Annotated in this window: 20 protein-coding genes; 10 read left to right on the top strand and 10 right to left on the bottom strand. The window is 74.3% G+C overall.

The window, feature by feature from the left end; all coding sequences use genetic code 11:
• The first annotated feature begins 171 nt into the window (after positions 1 to 171).
• Positions 172 to 1,560 (top strand): deoxyribodipyrimidine photo-lyase, encoded by a 1,389-nt coding sequence (locus MFF61_RS03040; RefSeq protein ID WP_238233642.1) that lies wholly within the window; start codon positions 172 to 174, stop codon positions 1,558 to 1,560.
• Between the two features lie 28 nt (positions 1,561 to 1,588).
• Here MFF61_RS03040 and MFF61_RS03035 read toward each other — a convergent pair whose 3' ends face one another.
• Both MFF61_RS03035 and MFF61_RS03030 read right to left on the bottom strand, forming a co-directional pair.
• Complete coding sequence (locus tag MFF61_RS03035) at positions 1,589 to 1,909, bottom strand: DUF2934 domain-containing protein (protein WP_238233641.1); 321 nt, start codon at positions 1,907 to 1,909, stop codon at positions 1,589 to 1,591.
• 68 nt (positions 1,910 to 1,977) lie between these two features.
• The gene (locus tag MFF61_RS03030; protein ID WP_238233640.1) at positions 1,978 to 2,472 is read right to left on the bottom strand and encodes an Lrp/AsnC family transcriptional regulator; all 495 of its coding nucleotides are present in this window, start codon (positions 2,470 to 2,472) and stop codon (positions 1,978 to 1,980) included.
• A gap of 152 nt (positions 2,473 to 2,624) precedes the next feature.
• Between MFF61_RS03030 and MFF61_RS03025 the strand changes: the two genes are divergently transcribed.
• Positions 2,625 to 3,251 carry a LysE family translocator gene (locus tag MFF61_RS03025; protein ID WP_238233639.1) on the top strand — a complete coding sequence of 209 codons (627 nt, stop codon included), beginning with the start codon at positions 2,625 to 2,627 and terminating at the stop codon, positions 3,249 to 3,251.
• Between the two features lie 19 nt (positions 3,252 to 3,270).
• On the opposite strand, the gene MFF61_RS03020 is transcribed toward MFF61_RS03025, so the two are convergent.
• Both MFF61_RS03020 and MFF61_RS03015 read right to left on the bottom strand, forming a co-directional pair.
• The gene (locus MFF61_RS03020) at positions 3,271 to 5,139 is read right to left on the bottom strand and encodes an ABC-F family ATP-binding cassette domain-containing protein (protein ID WP_238233638.1); all 1,869 of its coding nucleotides are present in this window, start codon (positions 5,137 to 5,139) and stop codon (positions 3,271 to 3,273) included.
• 79 nt (positions 5,140 to 5,218) lie between these two features.
• Positions 5,219 to 6,424, bottom strand: a complete 1,206-nt coding sequence (locus MFF61_RS03015; RefSeq protein ID WP_238233637.1) for an FAD-dependent oxidoreductase — start codon at positions 6,422 to 6,424, stop codon at positions 5,219 to 5,221.
• A 132-nt stretch (positions 6,425 to 6,556) separates the two neighbouring features.
• On the opposite strand from MFF61_RS03015, the gene MFF61_RS03010 reads away from it, so the two are divergent.
• Together MFF61_RS03010 and MFF61_RS03005 are read left to right on the top strand one after the other, a co-directional pair.
• Positions 6,557 to 7,531, top strand: a complete 975-nt coding sequence (locus tag MFF61_RS03010) for a quinone oxidoreductase family protein (protein ID WP_238233636.1) — start codon at positions 6,557 to 6,559, stop codon at positions 7,529 to 7,531.
• Positions 7,531 to 8,160 (top strand): nicotinamidase, encoded by a 630-nt coding sequence (locus MFF61_RS03005; RefSeq protein WP_238233657.1) that lies wholly within the window; start codon positions 7,531 to 7,533, stop codon positions 8,158 to 8,160. Before MFF61_RS03010 ends, MFF61_RS03005 begins: the two co-directional genes overlap by 1 nt.
• Before the next feature lie 7 nt (positions 8,161 to 8,167).
• On the opposite strand, the gene MFF61_RS33820 is transcribed toward MFF61_RS03005, so the two are convergent.
• The 4 genes from MFF61_RS33820 to MFF61_RS02990 form a co-directional block, all read right to left on the bottom strand.
• The gene (locus MFF61_RS33820; RefSeq protein ID WP_283205960.1) at positions 8,168 to 8,299 is read right to left on the bottom strand and encodes a hypothetical protein; all 132 of its coding nucleotides are present in this window, start codon (positions 8,297 to 8,299) and stop codon (positions 8,168 to 8,170) included.
• Positions 8,300 to 8,302: 3 nt separating this feature from the next.
• Positions 8,303 to 8,554, bottom strand: coding sequence for a hypothetical protein (locus tag MFF61_RS03000; RefSeq protein ID WP_238233635.1), 252 nt, complete (start codon positions 8,552 to 8,554; stop codon positions 8,303 to 8,305).
• A gap of 105 nt (positions 8,555 to 8,659) precedes the next feature.
• The gene (rimO, locus tag MFF61_RS02995) at positions 8,660 to 9,973 is read right to left on the bottom strand and encodes a 30S ribosomal protein S12 methylthiotransferase RimO (protein WP_238233634.1); all 1,314 of its coding nucleotides are present in this window, start codon (positions 9,971 to 9,973) and stop codon (positions 8,660 to 8,662) included.
• Between the two features lie 121 nt (positions 9,974 to 10,094).
• Positions 10,095 to 12,269 carry an ATP-binding protein gene (locus tag MFF61_RS02990; RefSeq protein WP_238233633.1) on the bottom strand — a complete coding sequence of 725 codons (2,175 nt, stop codon included), beginning with the start codon at positions 12,267 to 12,269 and terminating at the stop codon, positions 10,095 to 10,097.
• Between the two features lie 144 nt (positions 12,270 to 12,413).
• Between MFF61_RS02990 and pabB the strand changes: the two genes are divergently transcribed.
• From pabB to MFF61_RS02975, 3 genes are all read left to right on the top strand, one after another.
• Positions 12,414 to 13,796, top strand: a complete 1,383-nt coding sequence (pabB, locus tag MFF61_RS02985; protein ID WP_238233632.1) for an aminodeoxychorismate synthase component I — start codon at positions 12,414 to 12,416, stop codon at positions 13,794 to 13,796.
• 122 nt (positions 13,797 to 13,918) lie between these two features.
• On the top strand, positions 13,919 to 14,524 hold the full coding sequence (locus tag MFF61_RS02980; protein WP_238233631.1) for an anthranilate synthase component II: 606 nt from the start codon (positions 13,919 to 13,921) through the stop codon (positions 14,522 to 14,524).
• The gene (locus MFF61_RS02975) at positions 14,511 to 15,362 is read left to right on the top strand and encodes an aminotransferase class IV (protein WP_238233630.1); all 852 of its coding nucleotides are present in this window, start codon (positions 14,511 to 14,513) and stop codon (positions 15,360 to 15,362) included. Before MFF61_RS02980 ends, MFF61_RS02975 begins: the two co-directional genes overlap by 14 nt.
• A gap of 348 nt (positions 15,363 to 15,710) precedes the next feature.
• On the opposite strand, the gene MFF61_RS02970 is transcribed toward MFF61_RS02975, so the two are convergent.
• On the bottom strand, positions 15,711 to 16,124 hold the full coding sequence (locus MFF61_RS02970) for a hypothetical protein (protein WP_238233629.1): 414 nt from the start codon (positions 16,122 to 16,124) through the stop codon (positions 15,711 to 15,713).
• 122 nt (positions 16,125 to 16,246) lie between these two features.
• On the opposite strand from MFF61_RS02970, the gene MFF61_RS02965 reads away from it, so the two are divergent.
• The 3 genes from MFF61_RS02965 (at position 16,247) to MFF61_RS02955 (ending at position 18,680) form a co-directional block, all read left to right on the top strand.
• Positions 16,247 to 16,735 carry a YciE/YciF ferroxidase family protein gene (locus MFF61_RS02965; RefSeq protein WP_238233628.1) on the top strand — a complete coding sequence of 163 codons (489 nt, stop codon included), beginning with the start codon at positions 16,247 to 16,249 and terminating at the stop codon, positions 16,733 to 16,735.
• 153 nt (positions 16,736 to 16,888) lie between these two features.
• Positions 16,889 to 17,302: a VOC family protein gene (locus MFF61_RS02960; protein ID WP_238233627.1), complete on the top strand. Its 414-nt coding sequence runs from the start codon at positions 16,889 to 16,891 to the stop codon at positions 17,300 to 17,302.
• A 121-nt stretch (positions 17,303 to 17,423) separates the two neighbouring features.
• The gene (locus MFF61_RS02955; protein WP_238233626.1) at positions 17,424 to 18,680 is read left to right on the top strand and encodes an adenylate/guanylate cyclase domain-containing protein; all 1,257 of its coding nucleotides are present in this window, start codon (positions 17,424 to 17,426) and stop codon (positions 18,678 to 18,680) included.
• Here MFF61_RS02955 and MFF61_RS02950 read toward each other — a convergent pair.
• Positions 18,647 to 19,645, bottom strand: a complete 999-nt coding sequence (locus MFF61_RS02950; protein ID WP_238233625.1) for a glucokinase — start codon at positions 19,643 to 19,645, stop codon at positions 18,647 to 18,649. The two genes, MFF61_RS02955 and MFF61_RS02950, sit on opposite strands and share 34 nt — an antisense overlap.
• Positions 19,646 to 19,713 lie beyond the last annotated feature (68 nt).

Raw genomic sequence — 19,713 nt, 5'->3', positions numbered from 1 at the left:
AACCGCGACGCCATCGCGATCCCGCACTGCAACAAGATAGGATGCGGATCCTGGAACGCAAGCCAGGATTGGTGGCAGCGCTGCCGAATTTTGTCGCAACTCCGGTATGGCCACGCCGGGAGGCTGGCCGGCGGGCGATCCGCGCCTAAGCTTCCCTGCCGGGAGGGCGCGATGGCGATTCAGTCGGGGCGGATCCGGGTTCTGAACGAGGCCGAGCCGGGGCCGGGCGCCTACGTGCTCTACCTGATGCAGCAATCGATGCGCAGCCGGGACAATCCGGCCCTCGAATTCGCCGTGGAGGAGGCCAACCGCCTGGGGCTGCCCGTGGTGGTGGGGTTCGGGCTGCTCGACGGCGGCGCGCATTTCCCGGAGGCCAATGCCCGGCACTACGCCTTCCTGCTGCAGGGGCTGGCACAGGCGAAGGTGGGGCTGGCGCGCCGGGGCATCGCCTTCGTGCTGCGCCGCGCCACGCCCGCCGCGGCGGCGATCGACCTCGGGCGCGACGCCGCCCTGGTGGTGCTCGACCGGGGCTATCTGGCGATCCAGAAGCGCTGGTACGGCGAGATCGGCGCCGGCCTCGACCGCCGGGTGGTGCAGGTCGAGGGCGACGTGGTGGTGCCGGTCGAGACCGCCTCGACCAAGCACGAATTCGCCGCCCGCACCCTGCGGCCGAAGCTGCACCGGCTCTGGGACGCGTATCTGGAGCCCCTGCGCCCGCGCCGGGTCGCGCACCCGGCGGACGGGCTCGCGCTGACGAGCGACCTCGACGTCGCGGATCCCGAGGCGGCGCTCGCCGCCATGACCCTCGACCGCGCGGTGCCGCCGGTGCGCCGCTTCCGCGGCGGGGAAGAGGAGGCGTGGGGGCGGCTCGACGCCTACCTCGCCGGCCCCTTCGCGCAGTACGGCACGGTGCGCAACCGGCCCGAGGCGGGGGCGGCCTCGCACATGAGCCCCTACCTGCATTTCGGGCAGATCTCGCCCGTGGCGATCGCCCTGACGGTCAGGAGCGCCCGGACCGGCGGCGCCGAGGACAAGGCCGCCTATCTCGAGGAGCTGATCGTGCGGCGCGAGCTGGCGATGAACCACGTGCACTACCAGCCGGACTACGCCGCATACGAGGCCGCGGTGCCCGACTGGGCGCGCAAGGCGCTCGCTGCGCACGCGGGCGACCCGCGCGACCCGCTCTACGACGAGGCCGCGCTGGAGGAGGGCCGCACGCACGACCGGCACTGGAACGCCGCGATGCGGGAGATGCGCGAGACCGGCTACATGCACAACCACCTGCGCATGTACTGGGGCAAGAAGATCCTCGAATGGTCGCCCTCGCCGCAGGAGGCGTTCCGGCGGACCCTGCGGCTCAACAACCGCTACTTCCTCGACGGGCGCGACCCGAATTCCTTCACCAACGTGGCGTGGCTGTTCGGCCTGCACGACAGGCCCTGGGGCCGGCGGCCGATCTTCGGCACCGTGCGCTATCTCGGCGCCAACACGCTGAAGAAGTTCGACGCCGCGGCCTATCTGCGCAGCGTCGAGGCGCTGAGTGCGGCCGAGGAGGCGTGACCGGTCCGCCGCGCCTCCCCGAACCCCCTCAATGAACGACGGCGCCCTCGGCGGCGGGTGCCCGACGGCGCTTCGGCGCGGCCTTGACGGCCTCCGCCGCCTTGGTCGCCACTTTGGCCGCCGTCTTCACGGGCGACTTGGTGGCTTCCTTGGCGGGCGCCTTGGCCGCGGCCTTGGGGGAGGCCTTGGCGGGTTTGGGCTGCACCGTCACCGGCTCGGCCGCGGGGACCGCCTGCTGCAGTTCCTGCTCGGCGAGGCGCCAGTAATGCTCGTCGCGGCCCATGGTCCGGCCGTCCTGCTCCCAGAGCGCGTAGGCGCGCTCGCGCACGCTGTGCTCGAAGTGGTCCATGCGCATCGTCCCGTCGCGGTTGGTGACTCGGTCGGGCCGACGATGGGTGGATCAGGGTTAAGGAAAACCTAACGGGGCCGCTCGGGGCGCGCGGCCGGGAGATGGTCGAGGGGCAGGGGGCTCTCGGCCTTGACGGTCCGAATCGCGATGCTGCTGCGGATGTCGCTGACGCCCGGGAGCCGGAGCAGGCTGCCGACCAGCAGGCGCTCGTAGCCCGCGAGGTCCGGCACCACCACCTGCAGCAGGAAGTCGGTCTCCCCGGACACGAGGTGGCAGGAGACCACCTCCGGCAGCGCCCGCACCGCCGCCTCGAAGGCCGCCGCCGACTCGTCGCGGTGGCGCTCGACCTTGATCCCGACGAACACGGTCAGCCCGAGGCCGAGCCCGGCCCGGTCGAGGGCGGCATGGTAGCCGCCGATCACCCCGGCCTCCTCCAGCAGCCGGACCCGGCGCAGGCAGGGCGAGGGCGACAGCCCCACCGCCTCGGCGAGCTGCACGTTCGTCATCCGGCCATCCCGCTGCAGGGCCGCCAGGATGCGCCTGTCGATCGCGTCGAGCTTCATGCCGGCATCGTCCACCCGAATCGCACCCGCCGGCAGCAGATCATGCCACGACGGCTCTTGCACGCAGCAGACTTCGCAAGGACCTGCCGCAGCCCCGCGCGCTAGGCTCCGCCGCTCGCTGCCGCTCGCGGGTCTCGGCCGAAGGGTTCGCCATGATGGATACGGATCTCTGGATGTTCGTGGCCGCGCTCGCGGTCGCCTACCTGATGCCGGGGCCGGACATGGTGCTGGTGCTCCAGACCGGCGCCCTGGGCGGCCGGGCCCGGGCGGTGGCGACCGCGGCCGGGCTCGCGCTGGCGCGCGCCGCCCACGTGACCCTGGCGGTCCTCGGGCTCGCCGCCCTGCTGCGGGCCGTGCCGTGGGCCTTCGACGCCGTGCGCCTCGCCGGGGCGGCCTACCTGGTCTGGCTCGGCCTCGGCCTCCTGCGGGCCGATGCCCTCGCGCCGGAGCGGCTCGCGGCCGGCGGGGACCGGGCCGGCTCCCGCGCCGCCGCGCTCCGGCGCGGCTTCGTCACGAACATCGCCAACCCCAAGGCGCTGCTCTTCTGCTCGGTGCTGCTGCCGCAGTTCATCCGGCCGGAGCTCGGCCACGGGGCGGGCCGCGCCGTGCTGCTGGGCGCGATCCTGGTCGGCACCGGCCTCGCGTTCGATCTCGTGCTCGCCAGCGCGGGCGCGGGCCTCGGCCGGGCGCTCGTCCGCCATCCGCGGTGGCAGGCGCTGCAGCGCCGCCTCTTCGCGGCGCTGCTGATCGGCTTCGGGCTGCGGCTCGCGGCCGACTGACCGCGCGCCCCCGGGGCCGTCAGGCCTCCGCGGCCTCCAATTCGCCGCTGAGCCCCAGCCACTCCTCCTCGGCGGCGCCGAGCGCGGTCGCGGCCTCGGCGCGCATCCGCGCGAGGTCGCCCGCCTTGGCCGGATCGGTGCGGAAGGCGCTGCCGTCGCCCAGCGCCGCGTCGATCTTGGCGATGGCGTCCGAGAGCTTGGCCATCCGCGCCTCGATCGTCTCCAGGCGCTTGCGCAGGGGAGCGAGCGCCGCCCGCCGCTCGGCGTTGCTGCGCCGCTCGACCGCCCGGGCGCCGCCCGCCGGCTCCGCCGACCTGGTCTCGGGCTCCGGCCCGGCGAGCACGAGGCGGCGGTAATCGTCCATGTCGCCGTCGAAGGGCTTCACGCTGCCGTTCGAGACCAGCCAGAGCCGGTCGGCGCAGGCCTCGATCAGGAAGCGGTCGTGGCTCACTAGGATGACCGCGCCCTCGTAGTCGTTGATCGCCTCGACCAGCGCCTGCCGGCTCTCGATGTCGAGGTGGTTCGTCGGCTCGTCGAGGATGAGGAGGTGGGGGCCGGCGAAGGCCGCGAGGCCCATCAGCAGCCGGGCCTTCTCGCCGCCGGAGAGCTGCGCCACCGGGGTGTCGGATTTCTGGCCCGGGAAGCCGAGCCGGGCGGCGGCGGCGCGCACCTTCGCTTCGGGCGCGTCCGGCATCAGGTCGCGCACATGCGCGTAGGCGCTCTCGGCGGGCCTGAGCTCGTCGAGCTGGTGCTGGGCGAAGTAGGCGACCTCCATCTTGGCGGAGCGCCGCACCTCGCCGGCGAGGGGGCCGAGGCGCCCGCCGATCAGCTTGCAGAAGGTCGACTTGCCGTTGCCGTTGGCGCCGAGCAGCGCCACCCGGTCGTCGGGCGCCAGCGTCAGGCTGAGGCCCGACAGGATCGTGCGCTCGCCGTAGCCGGCCGCGACGCGCTCCATCGCCACGAGGGGCGGGGAGAGCGGGCGAGGGGGGCTCGGCAGGTGGATCACCGGCGCCTCGTCCTCGATCAGCGCGGCGATCGGCTCCATCTTGGCGAGCCGCTTCATGCGCGACTGGGCTTGGCGCGCCTTGGTGGCCTTGGCCTTGAAGCGGTCGATGAAGCTCTGGAGGTGGGCGCGCTCGGCCTCCTGCTTGGCCCGGGCCTTGGCCTGGAGGGTGCGCTTCTCGGCGAGCTGGCGCGCGAAGGAGGTGTAGCCGCCCCGGTAGAGGGTGAGCTGGCCGCGGTCGAGGTGGAGGATGTGGTCGACCGAGGTGTCGAGCAGGTCGCGGTCGTGGCTGATGATGATCGCGGTGCGCGGATAGCGCTCGAGGTAGTCGTAGAGCCAGAGGGTGCCCTCGATGTCGAGGTAGTTCGTCGGCTCGTCGAGGAGCAGGAGGTCGGGCTCGGAGAACAGCACGGCGGCGAGCGCCACGCGCATGCGCCAGCCGCCCGAGAAGTCCGAGCAGGGGCGGCTCTGCGCCGCCGCGTCGAAGCCGAGGCCGTGCAGGATCGCGCTCGCGCGCGCGGGCGCCGAATGCGCGTCGATGTCGACGAGCCGGGTCTCGATCTCGGCCCGGCGCAGGCCGTCGGCGGTCTCGGCCTCGCGCAGCAGGCGCGTGCGCTCGGTATCGGCCGCGAGCACCACCGCGTGCAGGGTCTCGGGGCCGGCCGGCGCCTCCTGCGCCACGCCGCCGATCCGGGTGCCCTTGGGCACCGAGACGGTGCCGCCCTCGGTGGCGATCTCGCCCTGGATGAGCCGGAACAGGGTGGTCTTGCCCGCGCCGTTGCGCCCCACGAGCCCGACCCGGGCGCGGTCGGGAATCGCGAATCCGGCGCGATCGAGGATCAGGCGGTCGCCGATCCGGTAGGTGAGGTCGTTGACGCGGAGCATGGCCGGCCTTGTGCGGGGCGCGGGCGCGGGAGGCAAGGGGTGCGGCGCGCGGGCGCCGGGCGGGTCCGGGCCCCGGCCGTCACGCCCGCATCAGGCTCGGGGTGCCGAGGCGGGGCAGGATGCCCTCGCGCATCACCGCCCGGCGCAAGGGGGCGATGGTCGACAGGGCGAGGAGGCCGGCGCCGCGCAGGGCATCGACCGGGAGCAGGCCCGACAGCAGGCTGCGGTTGAGCGCGTCGACCGCACCGGTGCGCAGCCGCGCATCGAGCCCGCGCCCGCGGGCGAAGCCCGAGAGCGCCGCGGCGCTGCCCGGGTCGCGCCCGGCCCGCACGGCCTCCACCACCGTGTCCCGCAGGGCGGCGGCGTCGCGCAGGCCGAGGTTCAGCCCCTGGGCGCCGATCGGCGGGAAGACGTGCGCCGCCTCGCCGATCAGCGCCAGCCGCGGGCCGACCGGCGGGGAGGCGAGGAGGCCGCGCATCGGCACCATCCCCCGCGGCCCGTCGATCGCCATGCGGCCGAGCATCGCCTGGGCCTGCCGCTCCACCGCCCGCGCCAGCGTCGCGTCGTCCAGGGCAGCGAGCCGCGCGGCCTCCCCCTCGCCCGTCACCCAGACGAGACTGGAGCGGCGCCCGCCCGGCAGCGGCACCAGGGTGAAGGGCCCCCGGCGGGTATGGAACTCGGTGGAGACGTCCCGGTGGAGGCAGGCGTGCGACAGGATCGTGGTCAGCGCGGCCTGCGGGTAGTTCCAGCGGCGCACCGGGAGGCCGGCCGCCTCGCGCAGGGGCGAGCGCGCGCCGTCCGCCGCGACGATCAGCCGGGCCGCCAGCGTGCCGCCCCCCTCCAGGGGCAGGTCCGCCGCCGTCTCGCCCGGGACGTGCCCGCCCGCGCCGTCGCGCTCGATCAGCGAAAGGCCGGGGCAGGCCCGGGCGCAGGCCCGCAGCGCCTCGACGAGCCGCGCGCTCTCGACGTTCCAGCCGAACGCGTCGAGCCCGATCTCGGCGGCGACGAAGCGGGCGGGCGGGGGACGGAACAGGCTGCCGGTGTCGTCGATGAGGTGGAGTTCGGCCAGCGGCGCCGCCGCGGGCGCCACCGCCTCCCAGGCGCCGAGCGCGGTGAGGAGCCGCACCGAGCCGTCGAGGAGCGCCACGGTGCGCCCGTCCGCCACCGGCGCGTGCCGGCCGACCAGGGCGACGCGCAGGCCGTCGCGCGCCAGCGCCAGCGCCGCCGCGAGACCGGCCGCGCCCGCGCCCACCACCGCCACGTCGAAGACCGGGTCGTCGCTCACGAAAAGGTCTCCCTCGCCGATCGGTCCTGTGCCGATCGTGGGGTGAGATGGGGCGTCGGGGCCCGCCGCGCCATTGCCGAAACCGTCGCGCCTCCTAAGATCGCCCACGATACGGACGAGGGGAGGACACCGATGCCGAAGGCGATCCGCGTGCACGAATACGGCGGTCCCGAGGTGATGCGCTACGAGGAAGTCGAGGTCGGGGCGCCGGGTCCGGGCCGGATCCGCGTCCGCCAGACGGCCGTCGGCGTCAACTTCATCGACATCTACTTCCGCTCCGGCCTCTACAAGGCGCCGCAGCTGCCCTTCACCCCCGGCAACGAGGGCGCGGGCGAGGTCGTGGCGGTGGGCGAGGGCGTGAGCGGCCTCGCGGTGGGCGACCGGGTCGCCTACGGCTCGGCCTCCGGCACCTATGCCGAGGAGGTCGTGGTCGAGGCGCGCATGGCCGTGAAGGTCCCCGAGGGGATCGACGACGCGACGGCCGCCGCGATGATGCTCAAGGGCCTCACCGCCCAGTACCTCCTGCGCCGCACCTACCCGGTCAAGGCCGGCGACACGATCCTGTTCCACGCCGCCGCGGGCGGCGTCGGGCTCATCGCCACGCAATGGGCCAAGCATCTCGGCGCGACGGTGATCGGCACGGTGGGCTCCCCCGACAAGGCGGAGCTCGCGCGCCAGAACGGCTGCGACCACGTCATCCTCTACCGCGACGAGGATTTCGCCGCCCGCGTCAAGGAGATCACCGACGGCAAGGGCTGCGCGGTGGTGTACGACGGCGTCGGCCAGGCGACCTATCCGGCCTCCCTCGACTGCCTGCGGCCGTTCGGGATGTTCGTGAGCTTCGGCAACGCCTCGGGGGTGATCTCGGACTTCAACCTCGCGCTGCTCGGGCAGAAGGGCTCGCTCTACGCCACGCGCCCGACCCTGTTCACGCATGTGGCCGACCGTGCGACCCTGGAGGCGATGGCCGAGGACCTGTTCGGCGTCGTGACGAGCGGGGCGGTGACGATCCCGGTCCATTCCCGCGCCCCGCTCGCCGACGCGGTGCAGGTCCACCGCGACCTCGCCGGGCGCCAGACCACGGGCGCCACCGTGCTGCTGCCGTGATCACCCCCGGCGAGGCCGACATCCTCCTGGTGGTGGACGTCCAGCGCGACTTCCTGCCCGGCGGCGCCCTCGCGGTGCCGGACGGGGACGCGGTGGTGCCGGCCGTCAACGCGCTCGGGCGGCGCTTTGCCCACGTCGTCCTCACCCAGGACTGGCACCCGCCGGACCACGCCTCCTTCGCGTCGCGCCACCCCGGCCGGGCGCCGTTCGACACGGTCCGGCTGGCCTATGGCGAGCAGGTGCTGTGGCCGGACCATTGCGTCATGGGCACGCCCGGGGCGGATCTCGCCGACGGCCTCGACCTGCCCGGGGCCGAACTCGTGATCCGCAAGGGGTTCCGGCCCGGGATCGACAGCTACTCGGCCTTCCTGGAGGCGGACCGGACGACCCCCACGGGGCTCGCGGGCTACCTGCGCGAGCGGGGCGTCGCCCGGGTCGTGCTGTGTGGGCTGGCGACCGATTACTGCGTCGGCTGGAGCGCGCTCGACGCGCGGGCGGCGGGCTTCGAGGCCGTGCTGGTGGAGGAGGCCTGCCGGGCGATCGACCAGGGCGGGTCGCTGGCGCGGGCCTACGCGGCGATGGACGCGGCGGGGGTGCGGCGCGTGCGGATGGACGCGGTCGGGCCTTGAGCGCGGCTCAGCGCGGATCGTCCGGCCGGCCCCACTTGCGGTCGAAGCTGTGGGCGATGTGGCGCGCGTAGAGCAGCCCGGCGACGCTGATGACGCCGACGAAGACGGCGAGTTGCGCGGTGAGCGTCCACGTGATCATCGCTCAATCCTCACTGCGCAGGAAGGCGAACACGCCCTGCGCCACGAGATGTCGGATGCTCCCCAGCACGAGCCAAGCGAGATTCGGCGACAGGAGTCGATCGGGCTGGCCGATGACCGGCACGATGAAGCCGGCGCCCACCACCGCGATGGCGAGCGCGTTGAGGAAGCCCGCCAGCAGCCTGATGCGCTCGTTGGCGCGCTTGGCCGCGAGCTTGCGCGCCCGGGCGGTGCCGGGGTCGTCCGGCGCGCCCATCGTCTAAGCAGACTTGCGTTGGCAAGCCAACGCTTCGTCCGCTTAGGTTCTTGTTTCTTCGCAGATTTTTATCGCAAAACCGGCGACCACTTTTGCGAAATCTGCTTAGACGGCGACACCGTGCAGGTCGTAGGCGTCCGCGCGCTCGATCTTCACTGTCACGATGTCGCCGACGCGCACCGGGCGCCGGAAGGCGACGTGGACGCTGCCGTCGATCTCGGGAGCGTCGTACTTGGTGCGGCCCGTGGCGACGGTGGGACCGGCCGCATCGATCAGGACCGGCAGGCGCTTGCCGACCTTGGCCTTCTGCAGCCGCAGGGAGATGGCGGCCTGGGTCTCCATGAAGCGGCGGTAGCGCTCGGCCTTCACCTCCTCGGGCACCTGGGCGGCGACGTCGTTGGCCGCCGCCCCCCGTACCGGCTCGTACGGGAAGGCGCCGACGCGTTCCAGCTTCGCCTCCGTGAGCCACGCCAGCAATTCCTCGAACTCGGCCTCGGTCTCGCCCGGGAAGCCGACGATGAAGGTCGAGCGGATGGCGAGGTCCGGGCACACGCCGCGCCACGCGCGGATGCGCTCCAGCATCTTCTCCTGGTTGGCGGGGCGGCGCATGCGCCGGAGCACGCTCGGGCTCGCGTGCTGGAGCGGCATGTCGAGGTAGGGCAGCACCTTGCCCTCGGCCATCAGCGGGATGACCTCGTCCACGTGCGGGTAGGGGTAGACGTAGTGCAGCCGAACCCAGACCCCGAACTCGCCGAGCGCGGCGGCCAGATCGGCGAACCGCGCCCGCACCTCGCGGTCGCGCCAGGGGCTCGGCGCGTAGCGCAGGTCCACCCCGTAGGCGCTGGTGTCCTGCGAGATGACGAGGAGTTCCTTGACGCCGGCCTTCACCAGCTTCTCGGCCTCGCGCAGCACGTCGCCGGCCGGGCGGCTGACGAGGTCGCCGCGCAGGGACGGGATGATGCAGAAGCTGCAGCGGTTGTTGCAGCCCTCGGAGATCTTCAGGTAGGCGTAGTGCCGCGGCGTCAGCTTCACGCCCTGCGGCGGCACGAGGTCGAGGAAGGGGTCGTGGGCGGGCGGCACCGCCTCGTGCACGGCCGCCACCACCGACTCGTAGGCCTGCGGGCCGGTGACGGCGAGCAGGTTCGGGTACTTGTCGCGGATCTCCTCGGGCTGCGCGCCCATGCAGCCCGTGACGATGACCCGGCCGTTCTCGGCCATCGCGTCCCCGATCGCCTGCAGCGACTCGGCCTTGGCGGAATCGAGGAAGCCGCAGGTGTTGACGATGACGACGTCGGCCCCGTCGTGCTTGCGGGCGAGTTCGTAGCCCTCCGCCCGCAGATGCGTGAGGATGCGCTCGGAATCGACCAGCGCCTTGGGGCAGCCGAGCGACACGAAGGAGATCTTGGGGGCAACGGTCATGGGTGTGGTTCTGGCGGAACGGGGCGGCTGATCCGTCCCGCGGCCGGTCACGGCGCGGGCAGGTTCGAGGCGGGCGGGGGCGGGTATCGGGCCGGCCCCATAGCACGGGGCGGCGCGGGCGTCACGGGCGGCCGGCGGTCGCGCTCCCGGTCCGCACGAGGCCGCGCAGCAGGCGCGCGAGCTGCTCGGCCGAATAGGGCTTGTGCAGCAGCGTGAAGCCGTGGCCGCCTTCCTGCGCCAGCACGTGGCTGTAGCCGGAGGCCAGGATCACCGGCAGGTCGGGCCGCAGCCGGCGCAGCTCCCGCGCGAGGGCGAGCCCGCCCATGCCGGGCATCACCACGTCGGAGAAGACCGCGTCGAACCCGGCCGCCTCGGGGCCGAGCCGCTCCAGCGCCGCCTCGGCGCTGGCCGCCAAGGCGGTCTCGTAGCCGAGATCCTGCAGGATCTGGGTGGCGAAGCGCCCGACCTCGACGTTGTCCTCCACCACCAGCACCCGCCCGCCGCCGGTCTCGGGGCCCAGGCCGGGGGCCTCGGCATCCGGGGCCCGGTCGCCCTCGGGCTGGGCTCGCGGCAGGTAGAGGGTGAAGGTGGTGCCCTGGCCGACCGCGCTCGCCACGTCGACGTCGCCGCCCGACTGCTTGGCGAAGCCGTAGACCTGGCTGAGGCCGAGGCCCGTCCCCTTGCCCACCTCCTTGGTGGTGAAGAACGGCTCGAAGATGTGCGGGAGCACCTCGGACGGGATGCCGGCCCCCGTATCGGTGAGCGACACCGCCGCGAAGGTTTCCCGCGATCCGGCATGGCCGCGGATCGGCGGCAGAGGCCGGCGGCCGTCGAGCCGCAGGGTGAGCGTGCCCTCGCCCGCCATCGCGTCGCGGGCGTTCACCGCCATGTTGACGAGCGCCGTCTCGAACTGGCTCTGATCCGCCCGGACGTGGCAGGGCTCGTCCGGCAGCACGGTGACGACCCGGATGCGCGCGCCGGTGACGCTGTCGAGCATGTCCGCCACCGCGCGCAGCCGCGCGCCGACCTCGAACACCTCGGGGTTGAGGGTCTGGCGCCGGGCGAAGGCGAGGAGCTGCCCGGTGAGCTTGGCGGCCCGGTCCACCGTGTCGGAGACGGCGTCGATGTAGCGGCGGCGGCGCTCCTCGGCGAGGTCGGGCCGGCGCAGGAAATCGACCGAGGAGCGGATGATGGTGAGCAGGTTGTTGAAGTCGTGGGCGACGCCGCCGGTGAGCTGGCCCACCGCCTCCATCTTCTGCGACTGGCGCAACGCCGCCTCCGCCTCGACGAGCTGCGCCGTGCGCTCCCGGACGCGCTCCTCCAGCGTGGCGTTGAGGCCGGCCAGCGCCTCGGCCGCCGCGCGCACGGCGGCATCGGCCCGGACGCGCTCGATATGCGCCCAGGAGCGCTCGGTCACCGCCCGGATCAGCGCGAGGTCGTCGGGCGACCAGACGCGCGGCACGCGGTCGTGGATCGCCATCAGGGCGATCAGGCGCCCGTCCTTGACCAGCGGCATGCAGATCGTGGCGCTGATGCCGATCGCCTGGAAGGTCGCCGCCTCCTCGGGCGCCAGCTCCGCGCGGTTGTCGTTGACGATCAGCGGCTCGCCCGCCCGCAGGTTGCGCACGGCGAGCCGGCCGAAGGCGGCGAGGCTGTAATGGCCGACGATGCTGGGCGAACCGGGCGCGGCCCAATCCCCCCGGATGGTGAAGCCGTCCTGGTCCGGGTCCATGTCGGCATAGGCGCAGTTCGACAGCCGCAGATGCGCGGCCACCATCCGGGTCGTGGTGGCCATGACGGTGTCGGGGTCGCGGGCGTTCGCGACCGCGCGGCCCAGGCGGTCGAGGAACTCCAGCTGCCGCGCGGCGACCACCGTCCCGGTGGTCTCGGTGACGGTGTCGAGCATGCCGACCACGCGGCCCTGCTGATCGCGGATCGGGCTGTAGCAGAAGGTGAAATGGGCCCGCTCCGGATGGCCGCCGCGCGCGACGAGGAGCGGGAAATCCTCCAGGAAGGTCGCCCGGCCGGCGAAGGCCGCCTCGACCATCGGCCGGATCTCGTCCCAGGCCTCGTCCCAGACCGCGCTGAACGGCCGGCCGAGCGCCGCCGGCTTGTGGCCGAGGATCGGGATGAAGGCGTCGTTGTGCAGCGTGATCAGTTCGGGCCCCCACACGATCGCCTGCGGGAAGCGGGAGCCCAGCATCAGGGCGACCGTCGTCTTCAGGACGTCGGGCCAGCGTTCGATCGGGCCCAGCGGCGAGGCGGACCAGTCGTGGCGGCGGATGGCCGCCGCCATCTCGCCGTCGATTTCGAGGAAACCGGTTGCTGCAGCCGCCATCCGCAGCGAAGTGGTGCGCGCCGGCGCGCCAGCAAGGCGCACCCCCACCCGTGACCTTCGGGCGGATTCCCCGCACGCCTGCGGCTCGGCTATCACCTCCGCATGTGGAGCCGTGAGATTCCCTTCGTCGATCCGGTCGCGGCCGCCGCGCGCCTGCGGGGGCGGCCGGGGCTCGCCGTCCTCGACAGCGCCATGCGCCATCCGGATCTCGGGCGCTGGTCCTACCTCGCGGCCGAGCCGTTCGGCCGCTTTTCGGTCCGGGGCGGCCGGGCCTTCTGGAACGGCGCCCCGCGCGACGGCGCGCCGCTCTCGGTCCTGCGGGCGATCCTCGCCCCCTACCGCACGGAGGCCCGTCCCGGCCTGCCGCCGTTCCAGGGCGGGGCGATCGGCTACCTCGCCTATGATTTCGGCGGGAGCCTGGAGCGCGTGGCGCCGCCGCCGCGGCGGGCGGGCCTGTGCGACGACCTGATGCTCAACCTCTACGACGCGGTCGTCGCCTTCGATCACCACGAGGGCACCTGCCGGCTGATCGCCTCCGGGTTTCCCGCCACCGATCCGGGCGAGCGGGCGCGGCAAGCGGGCGAGCGTCTCGACGCGCTCGAAGCCCTGCTCGCCACTCCCGAGCCGGAGGTACCCCGGCAGGCCGTGCCGCCGCTCGCGTGGCGCTCGAACTTCACGCAGGCCACCTACGAGCAGGCGGTCGAGACCGTGCGCGACTACATCCGCGCCGGCGACATCTACCAGGCGAACATCGCCCAGCGCTTCGCCGCCCGCCTGCCGCCGGGCTTCGACGCCTTCGCGTTCTACCGCCGCCTGCGGGCGCGCAACCCCGCCCCCTTCGCGGCCTATCTCGAATGCGGCAGGCTGACGGTGGCGTCGAGTTCGCCCGAGCGGTTCCTGCGCCTGGACGGGCGCCGCATCGAGACGCGGCCGATCAAGGGCACGGCGCCGCGCTCGCCCGACCCGGCCGAGGACCGGGCGCGGGCCGAGGCGCTCCTCGCCAGCGACAAGGAGCGGGCCGAGAACGTCATGATCGTCGACCTGCTGCGCAACGACCTCTCGCGCATCGCCGCGCCGCACAGCGTCGCGGTGCCGACCCTGTGCGGCCTGGAGACCTATGCGGGGGTCCACCACCTCGTCTCGGCGGTGACCGGGCGCCTGCGCGAGGGCGCCGACGCCCTCGACCTCCTGGCCGCCTGCTTTCCCGGCGGCTCGATCACCGGCGCGCCGAAGCTGCGGGCGATGGACATCATCACGCAGGTCGAGGGGGATGCGCGCGAACTCTATTGCGGCGCGATCGGCTGGCTCGGGTTCGACGGCAGCCTCGACACCAGCATCGCCATCCGCACGGTGCTCCTCGACCGCGATCAGGCGGTGCTGCAGGCGGGCGGCGGCGTCACGCTGCTCTCCGACCCCGCGGCGGAGTACCGCGAGACCCTGACCAAGGCCGAGCGGGTCTTCGCGGCCTTCCCGGACGACGGGTGAGCGTTTCGCGGGCGGCGCCCGCACCCCACATCCATCCCCACGGCGCTTCCCTCGGCACGGTGCTCGCTCTGGCGCATCCTGCCGGACCGTGCCGGACGGGTCCGCGGCGCGAGGCTTCCCGGATGATCCTAGTCATCGACAATTACGATTCCTTCGTCTTCAACGTGGTGCGCTACCTCGCCGAACTGGGCGCCGACGTGGAGGTCGCGCGCAACGACGCCCTCGACGTGGCGGCGATCCGGGCGCGGACGCCCGAGGCTGTGGTGATCTCCCCCGGGCCGTGCAGCCCGGCCGAGGCCGGCGTGTCGCTCGACGCGGTGCGCGCGCTCTCGGGCGAGGTGCCGCTGCTGGGGGTCTGCCTCGGCCACCAATGCATCGGCGCGGCCTTCGGCGGCCGGGTCGTGCGCGCGCAGCAGCCCCTGCACGGGCAGGCCTCCCCGGTCACCCATCACGGGCGCGGGCTGTTCCGGGGTCTGCCCTCGCCGATGCGCGTCGGGCGCTATCACTCGCTGATCGTGGCGCCCGAGCCCGGGCTGGAGCGCCATCTCGGCATCGACGCCGTCTCGCCCGAGGGGGAGGTGATGGCCCTGTCGCACCGCCACCACCCGACCTACGGCATCCAGTTCCATCCGGAATCGGTGCTGACCGAGCACGGCCACGCGCTGTTCTCCAATTTTCTCGCCCTGGCGCGGGCGTGGCGGGAGACCCATGCGCATGCGGTGGCTTGACGGGCGCCTTCACGCGGGCTCGGTCGCGCCCTTCGACCTTGCCGACCGCGGCCTCCTGCTCGGCGACGGGGTGTTCGACACCGCGCTCGCGCTCCACGGCCGCTTCTACCGCGAGGCCGAGCACGTCGCGCGCCTCGTCGCCTCGGCGCAGGCCCTGGGCTTTCCCCTGGATCCCGGCACGGTCGCCACCGCCATGCGGGCGGTGGCGGCGGGGCATCCGCGCGCGGCCGTGCGCACCACCGCGACGCGGGGCGCCGGTCCGCGCGGCCTGCGCCCGCCGCAGACCCCGCGCCCGACCCTGATGGCGAGCGCCGCCCCGCTCGACCCGGGACCGGCCTTCGCGCCGCTCTCGCTGCACCCGACCGGCATCCGCCGCAACGACACCTCGCCGGCCTCCCGCCACAAGACCCTGGGCTACCTCGACGCGGTGCTCGCCGCCGAGGAGGCGGCCCGGGCGGGCTGCGACGAGGCCCTGTTCCTCAACACGCGCGGGCAGGTGGCCTGCGCGGGCACCGGCAACCTGTTCGCGCTGTTCGGCGACACCCTCGTCACCCCGCCGCTCGCCGACGGCGTGCTGCCCGGCATCATCCGCGCCGCCGTGCTCGGGCTCGCGCCGGCCCTCGGCCTCACCGCCGCCGAGCGGTCCCTCACTCCGGCGGCGCTGGAGGCGGCCGACGCGCTCTTCGTCACCAATTCCCTGCGCCTGATCGCGCCGGTCTCGGGCCTCGGCGGCCGGTCCCGCGCCAGCGCCGCGCATCCGGGCCTGCGCCGCCTGATCGAGGCACTGCGCGCCGACATCGCGGCCGCCTGCGGGGCCGATCCCGTCGCGAGGGCGTGACCGCGCCGCAACACGCCCCGGCCTGCCACGCGGCGCGCAGAGCCTCGCGGTGCCGCGCCTCGACCGCCTCCAGAAGGGCGGCGAAGATGGACGCGCCGGCGTCGCGCCCGACCACCACGGCCGTGCAATGATGCGGCAGGCGGTGGGCGATGCGGGCGGCCCAGAGCGGCGTGCCGCCCGCGGGCCGAGAAACACCCGGGCGAGATGCCGGTGCCGCCCGGCCCGGCCGCCGCTCTCGGCCCGCGTGCCGAGGAGGGCGCGCCGTGCCTCGGCGGAGTCTCGACGTGTGGGTGTGCCGGATGACCGCAAGCCCGCCGTGCCGTTGTGGTGCGGCGGCCCCGTGTGGGATCAGTGCAGGGCGAGCCCCGCGTCGAGGCCGTTGCCGCGGGCGGGCGCCGCATCCGCGAGCGCGGCCTGCGCCCGGGCGATCCGCGCCTCGGCCGCCTCGGCCCGGACCTCCAGACAGCGGCTCCGCTCGCGCTCGGCGGCGAGCAGCGCCTCGGCCGCGCCGACCCGCGCCTGCGCCTCCGCCGCCTCGCGCCGCGCGGCCTCGACCCGCTGGGCGGCCTCGCGCAGCTCCGCCTCCACCCGGTCGAGCAGGGGATCGACCTGCCGGGCGATCGCCTCCGCCCGCGCCTCGGCGGCGAGCGCGCGTGCGGTGGAGGCGCGGACCTGCCCGGCCGCCCGGCGCAGCAGGGCGAGCAGAGTGTCGGGATCGGGCAGCGAGGGCATGTCGGGTCTCTCGGCGGGTCTCGTGAGCACGCGTGATTCCGCAACGACGCCCTGCCGCGGGCGAGCGGTCAAGGCCGATGCGGCCCGATGCCCGGAACGATCCCCCGGAGCCCGAGTTGCCGGGGTGCACAGTACCCATTGGGAGTACCACGATGGCCGGCAAGGACCTCAAGGCCCTCTTCCTGCACCAGCTCAAGGACACCTACTTCGCCGAGACCGCGATCCTGAAGGCGCTGCCCAAGATGGCCCAGGCCGCCCGCACCGAGGCCCTGCGCGGCGCCTTCGCGGTCCACATCGAGGAGACACGCGAGCAGGTGAAGCGCCTCGATCAGGTCTTCCGCCTCCTCGGCCAGAAGCCCGAGGGCGTCACCTGCCAGGCCATCCAGGGCATCCTCGCCGAGGGCGAGGAGGTGATGCGCGAGTTCGGCGGGGACGAGGCCGGGGATGCCGGCCTGATCGCCGCCGCGCAGGCGGTGGAGCATTACGAGATCACCCGCTACGGCACCCTGCTGGCCTGGGCGCGCCAGCTCGGCCTCTCGGAGGCGGAAGGGCTCATCAAGGAGACCCTGGTCGAGGAGGAGAACACCGACGAGATTCTCTCCGAACTCGCCGAGGAGGCCGTGAACCCGGCCGCGGCCTGACGCGCGCGGGAGCCCGGCTCCCCCGCGCCCTCGGCGGAACGGCGCAGGCCACCCCGCCGAGGCGCTCGTGCTTGCACCGCGCGCCGAACCGGCCCCATCTCGGCGCAGGCTGCATGGCCGGAGGGACGCCCTCCGGACCGCCCGGAGGAGACGATGCCGACGATCGCAGGCGTCCTGGAGACCGTTTTGTACGTGGACGACCTGGAGCGCGCCGCCGCCTTCTGGGGCGGGCCGATGGGCCTGCCCTGCCTCCACGCCGACCACCGCATGCGCGCCTTCGACGTCGCCGGCCGCGGCGTGCTGCTGCTGTTCCCGCGCGGCGGCTCCCTGCACCCGATCGAGACGCCCGGCGGCACCATCCCGCCCCATGACGGCCAGGGGCCGCTCCACGTCGCGCTGTCGATCCCGGCCGAGGCCCTGCCCGAATGGGAGGCGCATCTTCCCGCCGCCGGCATCGAGATCGAAGGCCGCACCACCTGGCCGCGGGGCGGCACCAGCCTGTACTTCCGCGACCCGGACGGGCACCTCGTCGAACTCGCGACCCCGGGCCTCTGGAAGGGCTACTGACCTGGCGGCGCCTTCGTCGCCGCAGCGCGGCTTCGCCGCACGCGTCCCCGAGGCCGGGTCGCGCACTCGACGCCGCGGGGCGACGCAGCGTAAGAGCGTCGCTTCGGGCGGAGGACGGGACGTGCGGGAGCAGAGGACGCGGGAGACGCTGGCGGTCGCGCTGGCGGCCGCATCGGGTCCCCGCGCGCTGGCGCTGCGCCTCGTCACCTTCCTGGTGCTGCTCGCCGCCGCCCAGACCCACGACGGCTCGATCCATGCCGGGAGCCACTGGTTCGTGCTCGCCGGCTACGCCGTCAGCTCGGTCTGGCTCGCGCTGACGGCGCCGCGTCGCGACGGGGAGCGCCTCGCCTGGCTCTCCACGCTGCTCGACGCGGGGCTCGCGGTCTACGTCGTGATCGAGCACATGGTGGCGGGCTCGGACGGGCCGGGCGACCCCGCCGACACGGTGAGCCGGCTGCCGGCCTTCCTGCTCCTGCTCCAGACCGGGCTGACCCTGCGGGTCTGGCACACGGTCGTGTTCGCGCTCGTGGTCTCGTCCGCCTGGGCTTCCGTCCTGATCGTCGGGCTTGCGCGGCCGGACCTCGCGGTGTTCGGGCCGGCGGTCACCCTCGGGCACCAGGCCTTCGGCCTGTTCGCCTTCGTGGCCGCCAGCCTGTTCGTGATCGACGGGGTGGTGCGCCTGCGCGGCGCGGTCGCCAGGGCCTTGCGCCTGGAGCAGGAGCGGGCGCAGCTCGCCCGCTTCGTGCCGGCGGGCATCGACCTCGTGCGGCCGGATGGCGCGACTCCGCTCGATGCCCGCCACGCCTGCCTGCTCGCCCTCGACATCCGGGGCTTCTCGGCCCTCACCCGGGCCTTCGGCGGGCGCGAGGTGGCCGATTGGCTGCTTGCCGTGCGCGCCGCCGCCCACGCCGCCGTCACGCGCGAGGGCGGCATCGTCGACAAGTACGTGGGCGACGGGGTGCTGGCGCTGTTCCTCGCCGGTCCGCCGGAGGCGCAGGCGCGCGCGGCCTTGGCCTGCGCGCGGGCGATCCGCGCGGAGATCCGCGAGGTCAACCGGGCCCGCGCCGCCCGCCGCCTGCCGCCCCTCGACCTCACGGCCGTGCTGCACGCGGGCGAGGTGCTGGTGGGCGTCTTCGACGACGGCCACCGGGCCGAGTTCACCGTGCTGGGGCCGGCCATGAACGCGCTCGCGCGCATCGAGGGGCGGGCCAAGCGCGAGGCTCTCGACCTCGCCGCCTCGAAGCGCTTCGTGCGCCTGCTCGGCCCGGCCGCGCTCGCGATCCGGCGCCTGCCCCGCCGGCCCGGCGAGGAGGATTGCCCGGACGTGGTCGCCCTCGACGCCGATCAGGCGGAGGCGCGCCAGGCCTGCCCGTCATAGGCGAAGCAGGCCGGGCGCGAGGCGAGGGCGGCGAGGCCCGTGAAGGCCGGGTCCGCGATGGTGATGACGCAGGTGGGGATCTGCGCCATCTGAGCCGCGAAGGGCGGCTTGTGCGCGAAGGCGCGCCGGAATCCGCCCTGGTTCAGCACCGGCAGGATCCGGGGGGCGATGCCGCCGCCGATATAGACGCCGCCGGTGGCCAGGAAGATCAGGGCGAGGTCGCCGCAGAGCCGGCCGAGCAGCTTGGCGAACAGCGCCAGGGCCTGGACGGCCGCCGGATCGCGGCCCGAGAGCCCGTCCGCCGTGACGGCCGCGGGGTCGGCGTGGCGCCCGCCGCCGAGCGCCGCGTAGAGCCGCGACAGGCCGGGGCCGGAGAGCAGGGTCTCGACCGTGACGCGGCCCTCGACCCGCTCCAAGTGCGGCCAGAGCTGAGCCTCGGCCTCGTCGCTGGGGCCGAAATCGGTGTGGCCGGCCTCGGTCGACACGATGGCGAGCTGCTCGCCGTAGGGCACCAGCGCCGCGGCGCCGAAGCCCGTGCCCGGCCCCAGCACCAGCCGGGCGCCGCGCCCGGGCGGAAGCACCGGACCGATGGGGGCGAGGATGCCGCGATCCGGCCCGGCCGGGTCGAGGGCGGCGGCACCCGCCGCCACCGGCACGTAATCGTTGACGATCGTGCAGGCGGAGAGGCCGAAATCCGCGCCGATCCGCGCGCCCTCGATCACCCAGGCGGCGTTGGTGAGCCGCACCGCCGGCCCGTCGACCCGCGCGGCCACCGCGAGGAGCGCGGAGCGGGGCGGCGCCGTGGGCGCCCCCGTCAGGGCCGCGCGGATCGCGGCGCTCGGGTCCGGATAGTCGCCGGTGCGGACATGGGCGAGGGCCGCCGGCTCATCGTCCGGCCGCTCCAGCACGGCGAAGCGCGCGTTGGTGCCGCCGATGTCGCCGATGAGCACGGGAAAGTCGAACATGGGCCGCCCGGGATGGGGAGGGGGCGTCGCCCCCTTCGGTGATCTCGCCCCCGTTATAGCGTCGCCGC

This window comes from Methylobacterium isbiliense (genome assembly GCF_022179325.1).
GTDB classification, from domain to species: Bacteria; Pseudomonadota; Alphaproteobacteria; order Rhizobiales; family Beijerinckiaceae; genus Methylobacterium; species Methylobacterium isbiliense.
Note: the sequence above shows the minus strand (reverse complement) of the source record. Positions and strands in the feature narration are given on the sequence as shown.